Annotated in this window: 12 protein-coding genes; 7 read left to right on the top strand and 5 right to left on the bottom strand. The window is 36.9% G+C overall.

The genetic code is table 11. The features are described 5' to 3' along the window. Nucleotides 1–353: 353 nt before the first annotated feature. The 3 genes from H5122_RS10170 to H5122_RS10180 all read left to right on the top strand — a co-directional run bounded on the left by H5122_RS10170 (nucleotide 354) and on the right by H5122_RS10180 (nucleotide 4,386). Nucleotides 354–1,367 (top strand): patatin family protein, encoded by a 1,014-nt coding sequence (locus tag H5122_RS10170; protein ID WP_182681934.1) that lies wholly within the window; start codon nucleotides 354–356, stop codon nucleotides 1,365–1,367. 439 nt (nucleotides 1,368–1,806) lie between these two features. Beyond that, on the top strand, nucleotides 1,807–3,213 hold the full coding sequence (locus H5122_RS10175) for a sodium:alanine symporter family protein (protein WP_182681933.1): 1,407 nt from the start codon (nucleotides 1,807–1,809) through the stop codon (nucleotides 3,211–3,213). Nucleotides 3,214–3,351: 138 nt separating this feature from the next. After that, entirely contained in the window at nucleotides 3,352–4,386 is a 1,035-nt protein-coding gene (locus H5122_RS10180; RefSeq protein WP_182681932.1) for a patatin-like phospholipase family protein, read from the top strand. Nucleotides 4,387–4,399: 13 nt separating this feature from the next. Here H5122_RS10180 and H5122_RS10185 read toward each other — a convergent pair whose 3' ends face one another. Both H5122_RS10185 and H5122_RS10190 read right to left on the bottom strand, forming a co-directional pair. After that, complete coding sequence (locus H5122_RS10185; RefSeq protein WP_182681931.1) at nucleotides 4,400–5,473, bottom strand: hypothetical protein; 1,074 nt, start codon at nucleotides 5,471–5,473, stop codon at nucleotides 4,400–4,402. A gap of 244 nt (nucleotides 5,474–5,717) precedes the next feature. Next, nucleotides 5,718–6,281, bottom strand: coding sequence for a YSC84-related protein (locus tag H5122_RS10190; protein WP_024605345.1), 564 nt, complete (start codon nucleotides 6,279–6,281; stop codon nucleotides 5,718–5,720). A gap of 149 nt (nucleotides 6,282–6,430) precedes the next feature. On the opposite strand from H5122_RS10190, the gene H5122_RS10195 reads away from it, so the two are divergent. Both H5122_RS10195 and H5122_RS10200 read left to right on the top strand, forming a co-directional pair. Continuing rightward, the gene (locus H5122_RS10195) at nucleotides 6,431–7,642 is read left to right on the top strand and encodes a tyrosine-type recombinase/integrase (protein ID WP_149614960.1); all 1,212 of its coding nucleotides are present in this window, start codon (nucleotides 6,431–6,433) and stop codon (nucleotides 7,640–7,642) included. Continuing rightward, nucleotides 7,642–8,841 carry a sodium:proton antiporter gene (locus H5122_RS10200; RefSeq protein WP_182681930.1) on the top strand — a complete coding sequence of 400 codons (1,200 nt, stop codon included), beginning with the start codon at nucleotides 7,642–7,644 and terminating at the stop codon, nucleotides 8,839–8,841. Before H5122_RS10195 ends, H5122_RS10200 begins: the two co-directional genes overlap by 1 nt. Nucleotides 8,842–8,980: 139 nt before the next feature. Here the strand turns inward: H5122_RS10200 and H5122_RS10205 are convergent, their stop codons facing one another. Then, the gene (locus H5122_RS10205; protein WP_182681929.1) at nucleotides 8,981–12,028 is read right to left on the bottom strand and encodes an FAD-binding and (Fe-S)-binding domain-containing protein; all 3,048 of its coding nucleotides are present in this window, start codon (nucleotides 12,026–12,028) and stop codon (nucleotides 8,981–8,983) included. A gap of 145 nt (nucleotides 12,029–12,173) precedes the next feature. On the opposite strand from H5122_RS10205, the gene H5122_RS10210 reads away from it, so the two are divergent. Continuing rightward, nucleotides 12,174–12,383: a PGPGW domain-containing protein gene (locus H5122_RS10210; protein WP_165723774.1), complete on the top strand. Its 210-nt coding sequence runs from the start codon at nucleotides 12,174–12,176 to the stop codon at nucleotides 12,381–12,383. A gap of 71 nt (nucleotides 12,384–12,454) precedes the next feature. On the opposite strand, the gene ppsA is transcribed toward H5122_RS10210, so the two are convergent. Beyond that, a complete protein-coding gene (gene ppsA, locus H5122_RS10215; RefSeq protein ID WP_007378803.1) occupies nucleotides 12,455–14,830 on the bottom strand; it encodes a phosphoenolpyruvate synthase in 2,376 nt (791 codons plus the stop codon). Nucleotides 14,831–14,987: 157 nt separating this feature from the next. Here ppsA and H5122_RS10220 point away from each other — a divergent pair, with 157 nt between their 5' ends. Next, nucleotides 14,988–15,797, top strand: a complete 810-nt coding sequence (locus H5122_RS10220) for a pyruvate, water dikinase regulatory protein (protein WP_182681928.1) — start codon at nucleotides 14,988–14,990, stop codon at nucleotides 15,795–15,797. 63 nt (nucleotides 15,798–15,860) lie between these two features. Here the strand turns inward: H5122_RS10220 and H5122_RS10225 are convergent, their stop codons facing one another. Further along, nucleotides 15,861–17,210 (bottom strand): class II 3-deoxy-7-phosphoheptulonate synthase, encoded by a 1,350-nt coding sequence (locus H5122_RS10225; RefSeq protein ID WP_182681927.1) that lies wholly within the window; start codon nucleotides 17,208–17,210, stop codon nucleotides 15,861–15,863. Nucleotides 17,211–17,267 lie beyond the last annotated feature (57 nt).

Here is a 17,267-nt window from a genome sequence, read left to right on the forward strand (position 1 = left end):
TACCAATGATGTATTCGATAGTGAAAAACGCCACCGTGCACTCGAAATTTTAATGGAAATAAAACACTAGAATATAGTTAGTTAAGCAAGCGTACACCCTGGGCTTGTTAACATACAGACATCATCAAAAGTTAAACTTTTTTAACTCATTTTATTAACTTTAAGTGATGTCTGTATTTGTTATTTAAATATTCAAAGTAAATTTGATTGCTATTTTTAGTACATATTTTGCTTTATATACCGTTCTGTTTTTTCAATTGAACTGATTTAAACAATCAATTTTAAGATATCACTTTTGTTTCTTATAATGTATCTATTAAACCAGACATCATAAAATTAAAGGCAGGTACACCGTGAACTCTCTAAACACCGCAACAGCTAATTCAGTTAACAAAACAGCGCAGCCAAAAGTTGCACTGATTGCTGAAGGTGGCGGGCAGCGAGGGATCTTCACAGCTGGCGTACTTGATGCGTGGTTAGAGCAAGAATATGACCCATTCGATTTATTCATTGGTACCTCAGCGGGTTCGCAAAACTTAACTAGTTACTTAGCGCGTCAAAAAGGCTATGCCAAACGCCTGATAAGAGGGCTTTCGCGTAACAAACGTTTTTTTCAGCTTGTTCGCGGATTAGTGGGTAAACACATAGTTGATTTAGATTGGTACTTTGACAAAACCACCGAGGTAAAAAGAGCCATAGATTTTAAAACAGCTAAAACGAGTTTAGGCGCGCGTGAACTACTTATAACAGCCACTAATGCACGGGACAGAAAAGCTTATTACTTATCGCCTACAGGTGAGAGTGGCCAATGGCGTGATTTGTTAAAGGCTTCTAGCGCACTTCCGTTTTTATACAAACAAGGTGTAAAGTTAACACCTTGGTTAAACGCAAAAGCAGCGAATGAAACACATCTTGTTGAAGAACAAGCACAGAGCGATTTTTATCTAGACGGCGGTTTAGCCGCTCCACTCCCCGTGCGTGAGGCTTACAACCGAGGTGCTCGTAAAATTGTTGTAATAAGAACGGTTGACGCTAATTTTCAGGCGCAATCTGCATGGGTACAAAAGCTAAGAACATTTGCTATAGCATCAGGCTATTGTCCAAAAACATTGGACTACTTAATACAGCACGAAAAAGCGTATTTAGATGAGCTTGAGTTTATTGCAAATCCACCAAGTGATGTGGAAATAATACAAATTTTTGCAGACGAAAAACTGCATAGCAAATTATTAGGTAGTTCAAATAACGATTTACGTTTTGATCATAAATTAGGCTTAGATGCCGGTCGCTCATACTTAGCAATGCAAAATTTACAGATTAACAGCAACAACCATTACAGTACACCTACACAATACAGCTATAACTAAGTAATACAGCGATAGCCAATTAAATATAATTTAAAAAAAAGCGCATAACTTCATGCGCTATTTTTTTCCATTCTTAATCATCATTACGCCTAAACCTTACTGCATCAAAATAAAAACTATTGCATCCCGCACGCATGCGCATACGCAAAACAAAATACTGAATTTTAAAAAGATATTATTGATTTTTTAACTAATCAATATAAAGTGTAGTTGTGATTTATTATTCACCTTTATAGAAATAAAATTCAGTATTAAATGTGCTTGCTTACAGATTATTAAACATCAATACACACTTAAATATGGGGTAAAGCCAAACTTAAACACTATTATGTTTAATGCATAATGAGCTGCCGGAGTTTTTAAGTTAAGTAGCGCTACATGCAGAGTTTAAAGTCGGTGCTAACATAAAGTAAAAGTATAAAATAAAAAGGGATTAGTAATGTTCGATACCGTCGTCAAAAGCGTAAACAACCTTTTATGGGGAGAAGGGCAAGTACTTATTTATATACTCTTGTTTACGGGGGTATGGTTTTCAGTACGATTAAAAGCAATTCAAATACTTAAATTTAAACATATGTTTAGCCTTTTAAAAGGCAGTAGTAAATGTAAAAAAAACGACATTTCCTCATTCCAAGCGTTGTGTACAGGGCTTTGCGCACGAGTAGGTACCGGTAATTTAGCCGGTGTGGCAGTGGCAATTTCACTTGGCGGCAGCGGCGCTATATTTTGGATGTGGGTAATAGCCATATTGGGTATGGCTACAGGCTTTGCTGAAAGCGTACTTGGGCAAGTATATAAAGTGCGCGATAGTGGCGGCGAGTTTAGAGGCGGCCCTGCGTATTATATTCAACAAGGTTTGGGTAGCCGGGCGTTTGCCATTGTGTTTGCCGCGTGTTTATTTTTAGGTTACGGCTTTACGTTTAGCGCAATGCAAACTAACACAATTACCGACGCACTTAATTACGCGTTTGAAGTTCCTACATTTTATTCAGGCCTGGTTATTACCGTACTAGCCGGCTCAATTATACTCGGTGGCTTTAAAGCAATTGCCCGATTTGCAGAGCGTGTTGTGCCAATAATGGGCATTGTGTTTGTACTTGCCGCCGTTATTATTACGATTATAAATTTCACGCAAGTACCCGTCATGCTTAAAGATATATTTTTATCGGCGTTTGGTTTACAAGAAGCCGGAGCGGGTGCAATGGGCGCAGCCATTAAAAACGGTATTCAACGTGGTTTATATTCTAATGAAGCCGGTGCAGGTAGTGTTCCGCATGCTTCAGCTAGTGCCAGCCCAATTCCTAATCACCCAGTAACGCAAGGTTACATACAAATGCTAGGCGTATTTTTCGATACAATAGTACTGTGTAGCTGTACCGCGGTGATCATTTTATTAGCCGATATAGACATAAGCGGTGAAATGGAAGGCATTCGTTTAACACAAAGCGCGATGACCGCTCATTTAGCACAAGGCGGTGTTTACTTTGTAGCAGCTGCTATTACCTTATTTGCTTTTACATCGGTGGTGGCAAACTACGCCTATGCAGAGAGCAACTTGCACTTATTTAAGCTCGACAACAAAGTAGGGCGCGGCATTTACACTTTGCTTTATTTATCAATGATGTTGTGGGGCGCGTCGGCCACATTAAAAGAAGTCTGGGATTTAGCCGATATTGCCTTAGGGTTAATGACAGTGGTTAACGTTATCGCTATTATACTGTTAACGCCGACTATTTTGTCTGTTACGAGCGATTACCACGCACAAAGAGACAAAGGTTTAGAGCCCGAATTTAAAGTAAAAGATGTAAAAGTACAGGGCAAATGCGAAGACGGCATTTGGGATTAATTCACGTACTTTAAGCACACTTAACTATAAAAAGCGGTTTTATGGCAACATAAAGCCGCTTTTCATTTTGCATAAATATTCACTTTAAGTATTATGAAAATAACTAAAGCAACCAAAATAAAAGGCACAATTTTTTAGATGATCGAGATTCACGCAGGGAAAACAGCGGCTAAAATTATTAACGAACAGGGTTTTAAACCTGAACTTTTCACCTCTTTTTTAGGTGCAAGTGGCGGCCCTAAATGGTTTACTTTATTTGGCTTAGATAAATATATTTTTGGTGAATTTTTTAAAAATCGTACCCAACCACTTAATTTAATTGGGTCATCTGCCGGCGCTTTTCGCTCTGCGTGTTTTGCACAAAACGATCCCGTTGTTGCCATTGAGCGCTTGGCAAAATCGTATTCGCAAACTAGATACTCAAGTAATAAACCAACACCAAGTGAAATAACAATAAAAGCGCGCGCATTACTTGAAGATGTTTTTGGCGATAACGGCGTAACCGAAATTATTAATAATCCAACATTTAAAGCACACTTTATAGTGGCAAAATCAAATGGCTTTATTGCCAGCGAAAATAAATTAATACAACTACTGGGTTTATCAAAAAGTTATATGCTAAACCGCGTTAACCGAAAATTATTAGGCTCACAGTATGAGCGTTTTATATTTGGCCCAGCAACAAGTGACTTATCAATTACCGATAGCTACAATTTTAAAACGCAAAACATAGCGCTTACTCAAAATAATTTAAAAGACGCGTTACTTGCATCGGGTTCAATACCACTTGTTATGCAAGGCATAAAAAATATTGCAGGCTCGCCGCAAGGAATATATCGCGATGGCGGAATTATCGACTACCATTTTGATTTAAAAATTAATAACCCAGGCTTAATTTTATATCCGCATTTTAATAGCGACCCAAAAGCAGGGTGGTTCGATAAAAATTTAAAACGTAAAGTATCACCACAAAATTACGATAACGTAGTGATGATCACCCCATCAAAAGAATTTGTAGCAAGCTTACCGTACGGAAAAATCCCAGACAGAAACGATTTTACTGATCTCGATGCAGATACACGTATTAAATATTGGAATACTGTTTTTAGTGAAACTGAAAAATTGGCTGAAGCGTTTGATAAAAAATTGGCTAGTAAATTAGACATCAAATAAAACAGAATCGAGATCATGTTTTTTTTAAACTTAGTAATGTATCAATATTTTTTTTATTACATTTACCGATACTAAGAGTAATAAAAGTAGGTGTAATATTATTGAAAAAAGTCAAACCTTGGATGAATAAATCACGATCTATATATCTAGTTTTTCCAGAGTTAACCATGGATAAGAATTTTGCAGCTGAAGTATATTTTTCTCCGTCCATACTTAATAAAGAGTAGTTTGATTTTATAATCATAGAGCTTAACAATCCCATACTTAATTTAGGAATAATCGCTCTATCAATAATTTTATCAAATACTTTATTAGTACCTAAAGACCTATAACCAGTAAAGTTATTAATAAATGAATACAGAGATATATTATGCTTGTCTAACTCGAATTTTTCAGACCCTATTGTAATAGTAACTGATTCTAAATATCCAAATTTTTCTGAATAAACATTCAATTCTGTGATAGTACTATTATAAATACAATCAATATAAATATCTTGTAAGCTTTGTATGAAAAAATCATTGAAGATGTGATGACCAATTGAATCAAACATTGAAGTAGGGGAAGAAGATCTCCCTGAGGCAATAAGTTGTTTATCTGTTTGCATAATCCACATCGGTAAATTATTTAAATTCAACCTAGATGCAAAAATCAATGGCATATTATATTGCTCTGAAAAATCGGAGTATTTATTAATAAAGGCTTTCGATATTTTACTTGTCTTGTCAAAATTTGACGATTTAGCTTCTATAAAAGAATTGAACTTTAGATTTATTAATCTTTTATCGTAATATGAGTTATCTAAATTAAAAGATGCTAAGAAGTCAGGAACTTTTAATTTGTGATTAATGGCGATTGACTGATCGACAGAATTTATGAGTGAGCACGAACCCATAGTCTTACTTAGTAATAAAAATTCATCTTCTAAAAATAGTCCTTTGATTCGTCTTAATACTTCCTCTTTTTTAAGATTACCTTTATATTCATCAACATATGATTCAAATTCATTCTGTGAAGAGCAGCCTAATTGAATTGTTTTCAGGAAATTTAGCCGTTCAATCTCTGTCAAATCCTTAATCCCTTGCATCTATCAATATCCTTTCAGTTTAACTATTATAAAAATTAATTTATTTTATCATGAAGATTATCGGTTTATCCTTTAGTGCTCAGGCAATTTTGTAAACATATATTAAATAAGGTGTTTATCGAATAACGAGTATACTGAGGTGTAAATGACAGCTCATAAATTACGTTATGTTAAATTAATTGGGTTTTAATAAAGCGAGCATGATTATACAAACCAGCTCGCTTTTAGGAGAGTAATTTGGTGGTTAATTAAGCTCTGAATCAACCCAAAACTTAGTTCCTTTTAATACAGCTTGTAGTGCAAGGCCATTTTCGGTTACAGAATATACAGTTACTTGATCTGCAATCGCTTCGGCAACCAATGCACCGCCTTTATCTTCATATTTAGCTGCTGCATCAGCGTTTCCGCCAAATGCCCAACCATGTTCAATAAATCTATTTAGTGCTGCTTGATTATGAAAAACCATTACAACGTTAAAATCTTTTACACCTAAACCAAGCCCTAAACCGGCCTCACCCATATTCATGTAAGTCGATTTACCAGTAAGGTTATTTTTAACTACGCCGTAACCGCCACCAAAACTGGCTAAAACAACATTTACGTTCGCGTTATCAAAAACAGCGTAACCAGCCGAATTAGCAATTTGTTTTTTAACGTCAGGTTTTTCAGCGTATAATTTATCTAATGTGTTTGTTTTCATACTTTGTACAAGTGAACGTTTTTCGCTTGGTGATGCACTACCTGTAGTAGCACACCCAGTTAACGCAACAGTTAAAGCCAGTACGCTTAGTATAATTAGTTTTTTCATAATTATTTCCTTAATAAGATATAGCAACCAACAACCATAGAATAATCACAGTATTAAAATAATTAGAGCTTTACTATGTCCAATACTAGACAGTATCGGACTTTAACGTTATTCTGTAAGCCTATTATTTAATTGAATATTTATACATTATGCTTGTTGCTTTGGTTGATACGTTAAAACAATTAAGATATCAAATTGCCCATCTAGATGACGGTACTCTAAATTCAGAATACCCAGAACTTGCATCCTTTATACAGGAAGTTGGCTTGACTGTAACTGAATCAAAAGCCGATCTGACATTCTTATATCAGTTTTTATATGTTTATGGCAGAAAATCAGAAGCGACTTATAGCCGTTTTCGAAATGAACTTGAACGCTTTTATTTATGGTCGTGGTTAATAGCAGAAAAATCAGTATTCGATTTAAAACGTGAAGATATTGAAGCTTACGTTGATTTTATGGTCGAACCCGATAAAACCTGGGCTGCAACTTCAGTGCAATGGCGTTATAAAGATGAGCAAGGAATTCGTAGGTTAAATCAAAATTGGCGCCCTTTTATGCTAAAAGAATCAACCGCCAGCCAACAAACTTTATCGGCCATGTTTACTGCCTTAAATGTATTTTATAAGTTTGCCCTACTCGAAGAAAAAACATTTGCGAACTTTGTCCCTGTTGTTAAAAAAAATAGCCCATATTTAGTTGTTCAATCACAAATTCAAATTCCTGATACATTAAGTGATATTCAATGGGAATACGTTTTTGGTGTAACGCGTGATTTATGCGAACATAACCCTGATTTAGAGCGAAATTTATTTACGCTTGCCTGCCTAAAAGGTCTTTATTTACGAATATCAGAATTATCTGAGCGCCCACAATGGTCGCCGGTAATGTCTCATTTTTGGCAAGATAATGATGGATTTTGGTTTTTACGTATAATGGGTAAAGGTAATAAATTACGAGATGTAACCTTAAGTGATGATTTTGTTGAATATTTAAAACGATACAGGTTATATCGAGGGCTACCTGCCCTTCCTCGAGTTGATGAATCTGAGCCGTTAGTTCATAAAATTCGCGGTCAAGGTGGTATGACCGTAAGGCAAATTAGGCGATTAGTTCAACAAAGTTTTGATTATGCTCAGCAATCATTACTTGATGATGGTTTTAAAGATGACGCTGAACAACTTGGCGCTGCAACTGCACATTGGCTTCGTCATACTGGTGCTACACATGATGCGCAAACCAGACCGCTCAAACATTTATCAGAAGATTTAGGCCATTCTAAAATTGCGACTACCGATCAAATTTATATTCAAACAAATATTAAAGAGCGAGCAAAATCAGGACTTAAAAGGAAAATTTAATGGAGTATTTAGTAATATCATTTATAGGCGGACTATTTTTAATTTATTCTTTAACACTTCGCCAGTTAGAAAAAACAGAAGTAACAGGCCCAATGTTTTTTGTTGTTGGAGGAATATGTTTAGCTTTAATGCTACCCAACGAAGGGGATAAAATAAAAGAAGGCGTTGATCTTTTATTACCATTTATAGAGCTTACGCTAAGTATATTTTTATTTTCTGATGCAGCTAAATCAAAGTTAAGTGTATTAAGGCATAGTTTTCAGTATCCTAGTTTACTGTTGTTTGTTGCCCTACCCTTAACTTTATTACTCGGTATTGCTGTTGCTTTATTTTTCTTTGCTGAGCTTTCACTTATTCAAGCGGCGTTGCTCGCTATTATTTTAACACCTACTGATGCGGCATTAAGTAAAGGGTTACTAGCAAGTACACAAGTGCCTGAAAAAATACGCGAAGGAATAAATACTGAAAGTGGTTTGAACGATGGATTATGCGTACCTATATTTTTAATATTTATATTACTCGCTGAAAATCCTGACTCAGCTATTACTGCAACACAAACATTAAGTGTGTTTGGCCGAGAGCTTGGCCTGGCACTATTAGTAGCTATTACAAGTATCGCTGTTTTTATACCGAGTTTAAACTTTGCAATGAAACGTCATTACTTTGCACAAAATACCAGTCCATTTTTATTACTTGGTTTTGCTATGGCTGTGTTTTCTGTCACTCAGTATTTTCATGGCAGTGGATTTATTGCGGTGTTTATTGCAGGTTTATTATTTGATAAATTTTCGACTGAAGAAGTTAGAACAGAATTAATTGAAGACTCAGAACACATCGCAGATTTTACATCGCTAATGATTTGGTGTTTGTTTGGGTTTGTTTGTGCTTACTTAGTTATCCCGAAATTAAATACTGAAATTATAATTTACGCTTTATTAAGTACAACATTAATTAGAATAATTCCTGTTATGTTGTCACTGCAGTTTACGGCATTGAATATTAAAGAGCGTTTTACATTTGCGTGGTTTGGACCAAGAGGATTAGCATCAATTGTTTTTACATTGATGGTGATTGATACGCAAATAGAAAACAAATATCAAATTGCGACAATAGCAATGACGACTATTTTGTTTAGTGTATTTATTCACGGTATAAGTACAAAGCCAATTGCAGACAGTTTCGCTAAAAAATCTAAATAGCTTTTATAAAAATTAGTGAATTTTTTGCCGAGGTATCAAGGCGTTTTTCCAGCATCAAAAACGATCATTTAATTAAGCGAATGGGTATTAATAAAAAAAGGCGTAACTTATTTTTAAGTTACGCCTTTTTTAACTTTTATTAGCTAAGTACCTGTGCGAGTAATTCAATTGGGTGTTTTGGTTTAAATTTCTCAAAACGTTTAACTTGGCTACGACAAGAAAAGCCCGTAGATAAAAGTTGCTCTGGTTTATTTTTATCTACAATTGGTTTCCAACTCATTTCGTAAAGTGCACGTGAGTTATCTTGATTTTGTGCTTCGTGGCCATAAGTCCCCGCCATTCCACAGCAACCTGTATTTGTTGTTTTTAATGTTAAACCAATATCACTGAAGATTGTTTGCCAAACATTTGCTGCTTTTGGCAGTGCAGTTGTTTCAGTACAATGACTCAATAATGTAAATTCGGTATCTGTATTTTGTTTTGCACTGAGTGTTTTAAACGATTGTGTTTCTAACCATTCATGCGCAAGTTGCACATTAAATTCACCACGGTTATTTTCTAAAATTGTATTATATTCATCGCGGTAACACATAACGAGTGACGCATCTAAACCGACTAGCGGTGCATTAATATCATTTAATTTATTTAAAAACTCAGCTGCATTTTTAGCTGTAACTTTAAATTCATGCAAAAAACCTTTTACGTGTTGCGGTTTACCATTTGGTTTAAAAGGTAATAGCATTGGTTTTTTGCCAAGTTGGGTTATTAAAGTAATAAAACTTTCTACTAGTTCGGCTTCGTAAAAGCTCGTAAATGGGTCTTGTACTATTAATACATATTCACTTTGTTGCTCTGCATTTAATTTATTTAATAAATCAAAATCAAATTTTTGTGTTTTAGTAACACGCTTTGAAAGTGCAGGAATACTTAACTGTGGTGTATCAACATAGCCAACTGTTTTTTTAATAACATTGCTTACTAATGATGTTTTAACAATTGGGTTTATAACTTTTGCAAACTTTGCCATTAATGGCGCGCTGTTTTCTATATTACCAACAAGGTAATCTTTTAGCGGACGCGCATAATAACTATGATAATAATTTAAAAAGCGCGAACGAAAAGTAGGAACATCTACTTTAATTGGGCAAGCAGTTGTACATGCTTTACATGCTAAACATTCATCCATTGACGCTTTTACTTCGTGAGAAAAATCGTAAATACCTTTTCGTTTTTCGCGGCTATGAACGAAACGTTCCCACCAGGTGATTACTTCACCTTTGTTAAGCTGCTTTTCTACTTCGAGTAAATCTACATTTTTTGACTCTTGTAATCGAAGCCATTCGCGCATTAAACTTGCGCGACCTTTTGGTGAATTACGACGATCGCCAGTTACTTTATACGATGGACACATAGGTGAATTTTCATCGTAATTAAAGCATATGCCATTACCATTACAGGTCATTGCATTGTTAAAACTGGTTTTAACTTCTATTGATATTTGCTTATCGAAGTGTGATCTCTTTTGTCCATCCACACTAACTAGTGAGTCTTCACTATCGATAGGAGTACATATTTTACCAGGGTTAATACGATTATTAGGATCGAAAGCTGTTTTTATTTTACGAAGTTGCGTATATAAATGCTCACCAAAAAATTCAGGACTATATTCACTTCGGTAACCTTTACCGTGCTCGCCCCACATTAAACCGCCATACTTAGCGGTTAGTTTTACTACCTGATCTGAAATAGTTCTAAGTAGTTTTTCTTGTTCTGGGTCGCACATATCAAGTGCTGGGCGTACGTGTAAAACGCCTGCGTCAACATGGCCAAACATACCATACTGTAAATTATGGCTGTCGAGTAATGCTCTAAATTCGACAATATAATCAGCTAAATTTTCAGGCGGTACTGCGGTGTCTTCTGCAAAGGCGAGTGGTTTTTGACTGCCTTTTACATTACCTAATAAACCGACTGATTTTTTACGCATTGCGTAAATTTTTAGTATATCGCTTTTATCACTGGTTAACTGATAACCAATAACGCCATTAGTTTGATTTGCTACGCATTCGTCTAGAAGTTTACAAAGCGTGTCTACTTTGTCTTTTATATCATCGTTTGATACTGCATTAAACTCGACCATGTTAAGGCCTTGCATATCTTTATTTGGTACGTCGGTTATTAAGTCCGATACTAAATTCCAAATGATATCTTCACGCGCTAAGTTTAAAACTTTGCTATCTACGGTTTCTACCGATGTTGCGCGTGCATCAACTAAAAACGGTGAATGACGAAGTGCTGAATCAAAGCTATCGTACTTGATATTTATAAGGGTTTTAAATTCAGCAATCGGTGTTAGGTTTAATTTAGCTTCAGTTACTATACCCAATGAGCCTTCTGAACCTGTTATTAGTCGGCTCATGTCAAAAGTAAGTAAGTCATTACTTAGCACATGCTCTAGGTCGTAACCGGTTAAAAACCTATTTAACCGTGGAAACTTTGCTAAAATAGCTGCGCGTTCATTAACTGAAATATCTAAAACTGTTTTATATAAACTACCAATTAAAGAGTCTTGCTCGGCTATAATTTTTGCTTTGTCGATGTTTATTGGTGAGGTACACATAGGTGTACCATCGACTAAATAAGTTGTAAGCCCTAAAACATGATCGCTTGTTTTTCCGTAAACTAACGAACCTTGCCCAGATGCGTCAGTACTTATCATGCCACCAATAGTTGCTCTGTTACTGGTAGATAAATCGGGCGAGAAGAAAAAACCATAAGGTTTTAAAAAGTCATTAAGTTGATCTTTTATTACGCCAGTTTGAACGCGTACCCAGCCTTCTTCTACATTTATTTCGAGGATTTCGCGCATATAGCGAGACAAATCTACAACAATACCTGGTGTTAACGATTGACCGTTAGTACCTGTTCCGCCACCACGAGGGCCAAAAGTTAATGATAAAAATGGGTCGCGAGATGCAGTTTGAAGTGCGAGTTGAATATCTTTTTCATTTTTTGGAAAAATAACACCTTGGGGTATTTCCTGATACACACTGTTATCGGTTGAAGCAGTAATACGCGTTGCATAACTGGCATCGGTATCTCCACTAAAACCTTGGCTTGCAATGGTATCTAGGTAATTTGCGACAAGTTCTGTCGCGGCATCTTGCTGTGTAATTGTTGCTATCATGACGGCGATATTTTAGGGCATTTGACTAATTATATCATGGTGATGGCGAATAGAAATTGAAGATTTTACAGTTTGTAACACTCTTTTAGTCGATTTTAATGCAGCTTAAATTATACTCAAGTTAACGAGTAATGAGGTGTGTTATATGAAAAAATTACTATTACAGATCAGTGGCGTGCTATTTATTTTGCTAGGATTATTTTTTGCGATCGTCCCTGGCCCATCGATTATATTTTTTATGGCGGGTTTATTGTGTTTTTCGTTTTACTACCCTAAAGCGCGACATTACTTATCACTTTGTCAAAAGGCGTTAACTAAATCATGTGCTTATTTAGATAAAAAATTAGCCCGTTAATTTAACTTTTAATTGGTTATAAAAAAATGCCAGCAATACATTGCTGGCATTTTTTATAGCTTACCTATTTATTACTTTGCTAATTTTTTAGCTAGGTATAACCATGTTTCTATTACTGTGTCTGGGTTTAGTGAAACAGAGTCAATGCCCTGCTCTACTAACCATGCTGCAAAGTCTTCGTGATCTGAAGGACCTTGACCACAAATACCTACGTACTTGCCTTTTTCTTTAGCTGTTTTAATTGCCATAGAAAGTAGTTTTTTAATTGCTGGGTTACGCTCATCAAATAAATGTGCGATTAAACCTGAATCACGATCAAGACCAAGCGTTAACTGTGTTAAATCGTTAGAGCCGATAGAAAAACCATCAAACATTTCTAAAAATTCATCAGCAAGTAATGCATTTGAAGGCAGCTCACACATCATGATTACTTTAAGACCATTTTCACCACGTTTAAGGCCATGCTCTTCTAGTAGTTCAATTACGCGTTTACCTTCTTCAAGGGTACGTACGAATGGGATCATGATTTCAATGTTTGCCATATCCATGTCGTTTCTTACGCGTTTTATAGCTTCACATTCTAGTGCAAAACAATCGCGGAAGTCTTCAGAGATATAACGTGCGGCGCCACGAAAACCAATCATTGGGTTTTCTTCTTCTGGCTCGTATTGCTGGCCACCAACTAGGTTTGCGTATTCGTTTGATTTAAAATCAGACATACGCACAATTACACGCTCCGGTGCAAAAGCACAACCAAGCGTTGAAATACCTTCAACCAGTTTTGTTATGTAAAACTCTACTGGTGATTCGTAACCGGCAATCATGTCAGTAATTTCTGCTTTTAATGCATCTGTTTGCGCATCAAAATTTAATAACGCTTTAGGGTGAACGCCAATCATACGGTTGATAATAAATTCAACTCGCGCAAGGCCAACACCTGCATGCGGTAAGCGTGCAAAGTCAAAGGCGCGATCGGGGTTACCCACGTTCATCATTACTTTCATTGGTAGTTCTGGCATTTTATCAACGCGTGACGTTAGTATTTCAAAATCTAAAATACCTTCGTAAATAAAGCCGGTATCGCCTTCGGCGCACGATACTGTTACTTCTTGTCCCGCTTTAATTAAATCAGTTGCATTACCACAACCAACAACTGCTGGAATACCAAGTTCGCGTGCAATTATTGCCGCGTGACACGTACGGCCACCACGATTTGTAACAATCGCTGCTGCACGTTTCATGATTGGTTCCCAATCAGGGTCGGTCATATCGGTAACTAAAATGTCGCCTACTTGTACCTGATCCATTTCTTTGATTGAATCAAGAACACGTACAACACCGCTACCAATTTTGTGACCAATTGCACGGCCTTCAACAAGTACATTACTTGTGCCATTTAATTGAAAACGTTCCATTACGTTTGAGTCTTCGTTTGAGCGGACAGTTTCTGGACGTGCTTGAACTATATATAGTTTGCCGTCGTTTCCGTCTTTTGCCCATTCGATGTCCATAGGACGACCGTAATGTTTTTCAATGATTACAGCTTGTTTGGCAAGATCTTGCACTTCTTCATCTGTAATCGAAAATTTATTAGAAAGCTCAGGGTCAACATCAACGATGTCTACTTGCTTACCATGTGCTTTGTCTTCTGAGTAAATCATTTGTATGGCTTTAGAGCCAATATTACGACGTACTACTGAAGGTTTATTTTTAAGGAGTGTTGGTTTATGAACATAAAATTCATCAGGGTTAACCGCGCCCTGTACAACCATTTCACCTAAGCCGTAGCTTGATGTAATAAATACAACGTCTTCAAAACCAGACTCTGTATCAATACTAAACATTACGCCAGATGCTGACTTATCTGAACGTACCATGCGCTGTATACCTGCTGATAACGCTACACCACGGTGATCGTAACCTTGGTGAACACGATATGAGATTGCGCGGTCATTAAATAATGAAGCAAATACGTGTTTAATAGCGACCATGACTGAATCGATACCGACAACGTTAAGGAAAGTTTCTTGTTGGCCTGCGAATGATGCATCTGGCATATCTTCAGCGGTAGCTGATGAACGTACTGCAAATGAAACATCTGCTGCAGTATCGCCATGGAGTTGGCTATATGCGTCGCGAATGGCTTGATCTAGGTTTGGTTGGAATGGTGTGTCGATTATCCATTGGCGGATATCGGCACCGACTTTAGCGAGTGTATTTACATCATCAACATCCAGTGTATCTAGGATGTCATGAATTTTGGCGGTGAGTCCTGATTGATCTAGAAACTCATTAAAAGCATCTGCGGTAGTTGCAAAACCACCCGGTACTTGTACACCTGCGTTTGCGAGGTTTGAAATCATTTCGCCAAGTGACGCGTTTTTACCGCCAACTCGAGGAACATCTTGCATACCAAGCTCTTGATACCAGAGAACGTATTCTTGCACGGATCTTTCTCCAAAAAAAACAAATTGTAGGTCTAACTGTGAGAGTTAAGAAAGAAAACCTTTTATAAAGGTCGTCATCATTCTACACTGGCAACAGTCCTCACGTAAACCGTGGGAAACCCATTTTAGGGATTTAAACGCAATAAAAAGGTTAATTATGAGAACTGCTTTTTATATATCAGATGGAACAGCAATTACTTCAGAGGTGTTTGGGCATGCGACTTTGTCGTTGTTTCCTATCGATTTTAATCATAAAACAATTCCATTTGTAGAAACTGAAGAAAAAGCGCACGAAATTAAAGCTTTAATTAATGCAACCGCTGCAAAAACAGGTGAAAAGCCTTTCGTGTTTTTTACTTTTGTGAATCACAATTTAAGTGAAATTATAAAATCGGCTGATGCAGTTACGTATGACTTTTTAACTACGTATAGCGAAAAAATAGAAAAAGAACTCAATGTAGCCCCTGTTCCAAAAATGCATCGTACGCATTCTATCCACGAAAAAAGTTATGATTTTAGAATTGATGCGGTTAACTATGCGCTTATGAATGATGATGGCGGAAATATTAAAAACTTTTCCGAGGCAGACATCATTTTAATTGGCGTTAGCAGAAGTGGTAAAACCCCGACAAGCTTATACTTAGCACTGCAGTACGGCATTAAAGCGGCTAACTACCCTATTACAGAAGAAGATTTAGATAATGAAGGTTTGCCTAAATGTTTAGTCCCTTGTAAACATAAGTTATTTGGGCTCACGATTGACCCTGAGAGGCTTGCGGCTATAAGGCATCGACGTATGGCTAACTCTAAGTATGCTTCAATTAAACAGTGCCGTATTGAGGTGCGCGAAGTAGAAATGTTGTATAAGCGTCACAAAATAGCTTACTTTAATTCTACGCATCATTCTGTTGAAGAAATTTCTGCAAAAATACTGATAGAGACAGACTTGGAGCGACGTAAGTACTAACTTAATCATCAAATTTGAAATAAAAAAAACCGCAACTAAGCGGTTTTTTTGTATCAATAAATATTATTTACGCGCGTCTTTTAGTAAATCAGCGACTAAAAAGCCTAACTCTAATACTTGGTCGGCGTTAAGGCGTGGATCACACTGAGTTTTGTAACGCTGTGCTAAGTCATCGTCAGATAAACCGTAAGCACCGCCTGTACATTCTGTTACGTGCTGACCTGTCATTTCTAGGTGAACACCACCTGCGTATGAACCTTCAGCTTTGTGTACAGCGAAGAACTGACTGATCTCGCGCATGATATTATCGAAGTTACGCGTTTTGTAACCCGAAGTCGCTTTTTCAGTATTACCGTGCATTGGATCAGAACTCCAAATTACTTTACGGCCTTCTTGTTGAACTCTTCTTACTAGTGCTGGGAGTTTTTCTGGCAGTACGTCTGCACCCATACGTGTAATTAGCGTTAAACGACCAGGAATGTTATCTGGGTTTAATGCGTCAATTAAACGAATTAGGTCGTCTGGGTCCATACCTGGGCCAACTTTAACACCAATTGGGTTTTTAATGCCTTTAAAGAATTCAATATGTGCATGGTCTAGTTGGCGTGTACGTTCACCTATCCAAACAAAGTGAGCAGAACAATCGTACCAATCACCCGATAAATGGTCGCGACGTGTTAGTGCCTCTTCGTAACCAAGTAGTAAAGCTTCGTGAGAAGTGTATAAATCGGTTTCTTTTAAGCTTGGCGCAATCGTAGAGTTAATTCCGCACACTTCCATAAACTCTAGTGCGTCTTGAATTTTATCTGCAAGTTGTTGGTATTTTTCTTTAAGTGGATTTGCAGCAACAAAGCCCATGTTCCAGCGGTTAACCTGATGAAGATCGGCTAGGCCACCTTGCGCAAATGCACGTAATAAGTTTAACGTAGCAGCACTATGATGGTATGCAGTCATTAAACGTTGTGGGTCTGGAATGCGCGCTTCTTCTGTAAACTCAATATTATTAATGATGTCGCCACGGTAAGATGGTAAAGACACACCATTAATTGTTTCTAAGTCTGCTGAACGAGGTTTAGCGTATTGACCAGCCATACGCGCTATTTTAACTACAGGGCATTTACCGCCATAAGTTAATACAACAGCCATCTGTAAAATTGTTTTGAATGTATCGCGAATATTAGCGGCATTAAAATCGCTAAACGACTCGGCACAGTCACCACCTTGAAGTAAAAATGCACGACCTTCGCACACGTCTTCAAGTTGTTTAAATAGGCTTCTTGTTTCTTCTGCAAAAACTAGAGGCGGAGCCGTTTTTAATTGGCTTTCTACTGATTTAAGTATTTCTTGATCTGGGTACTGTGGCTGCTGCAGTATTGGCAGCTCTCTCCAGCTATTTGGGTTCCACGATGACATAATTTTTCCTCATTCCTACATTACCTGATAAGAAGAAATTAACGTATGCAGACCCCT

Origin of the sequence: Pseudoalteromonas sp. SG43-8 (assembly GCF_014164245.1) — a bacterium.
GTDB lineage: Bacteria > Pseudomonadota > Gammaproteobacteria > Enterobacterales > Alteromonadaceae > Pseudoalteromonas > Pseudoalteromonas distincta.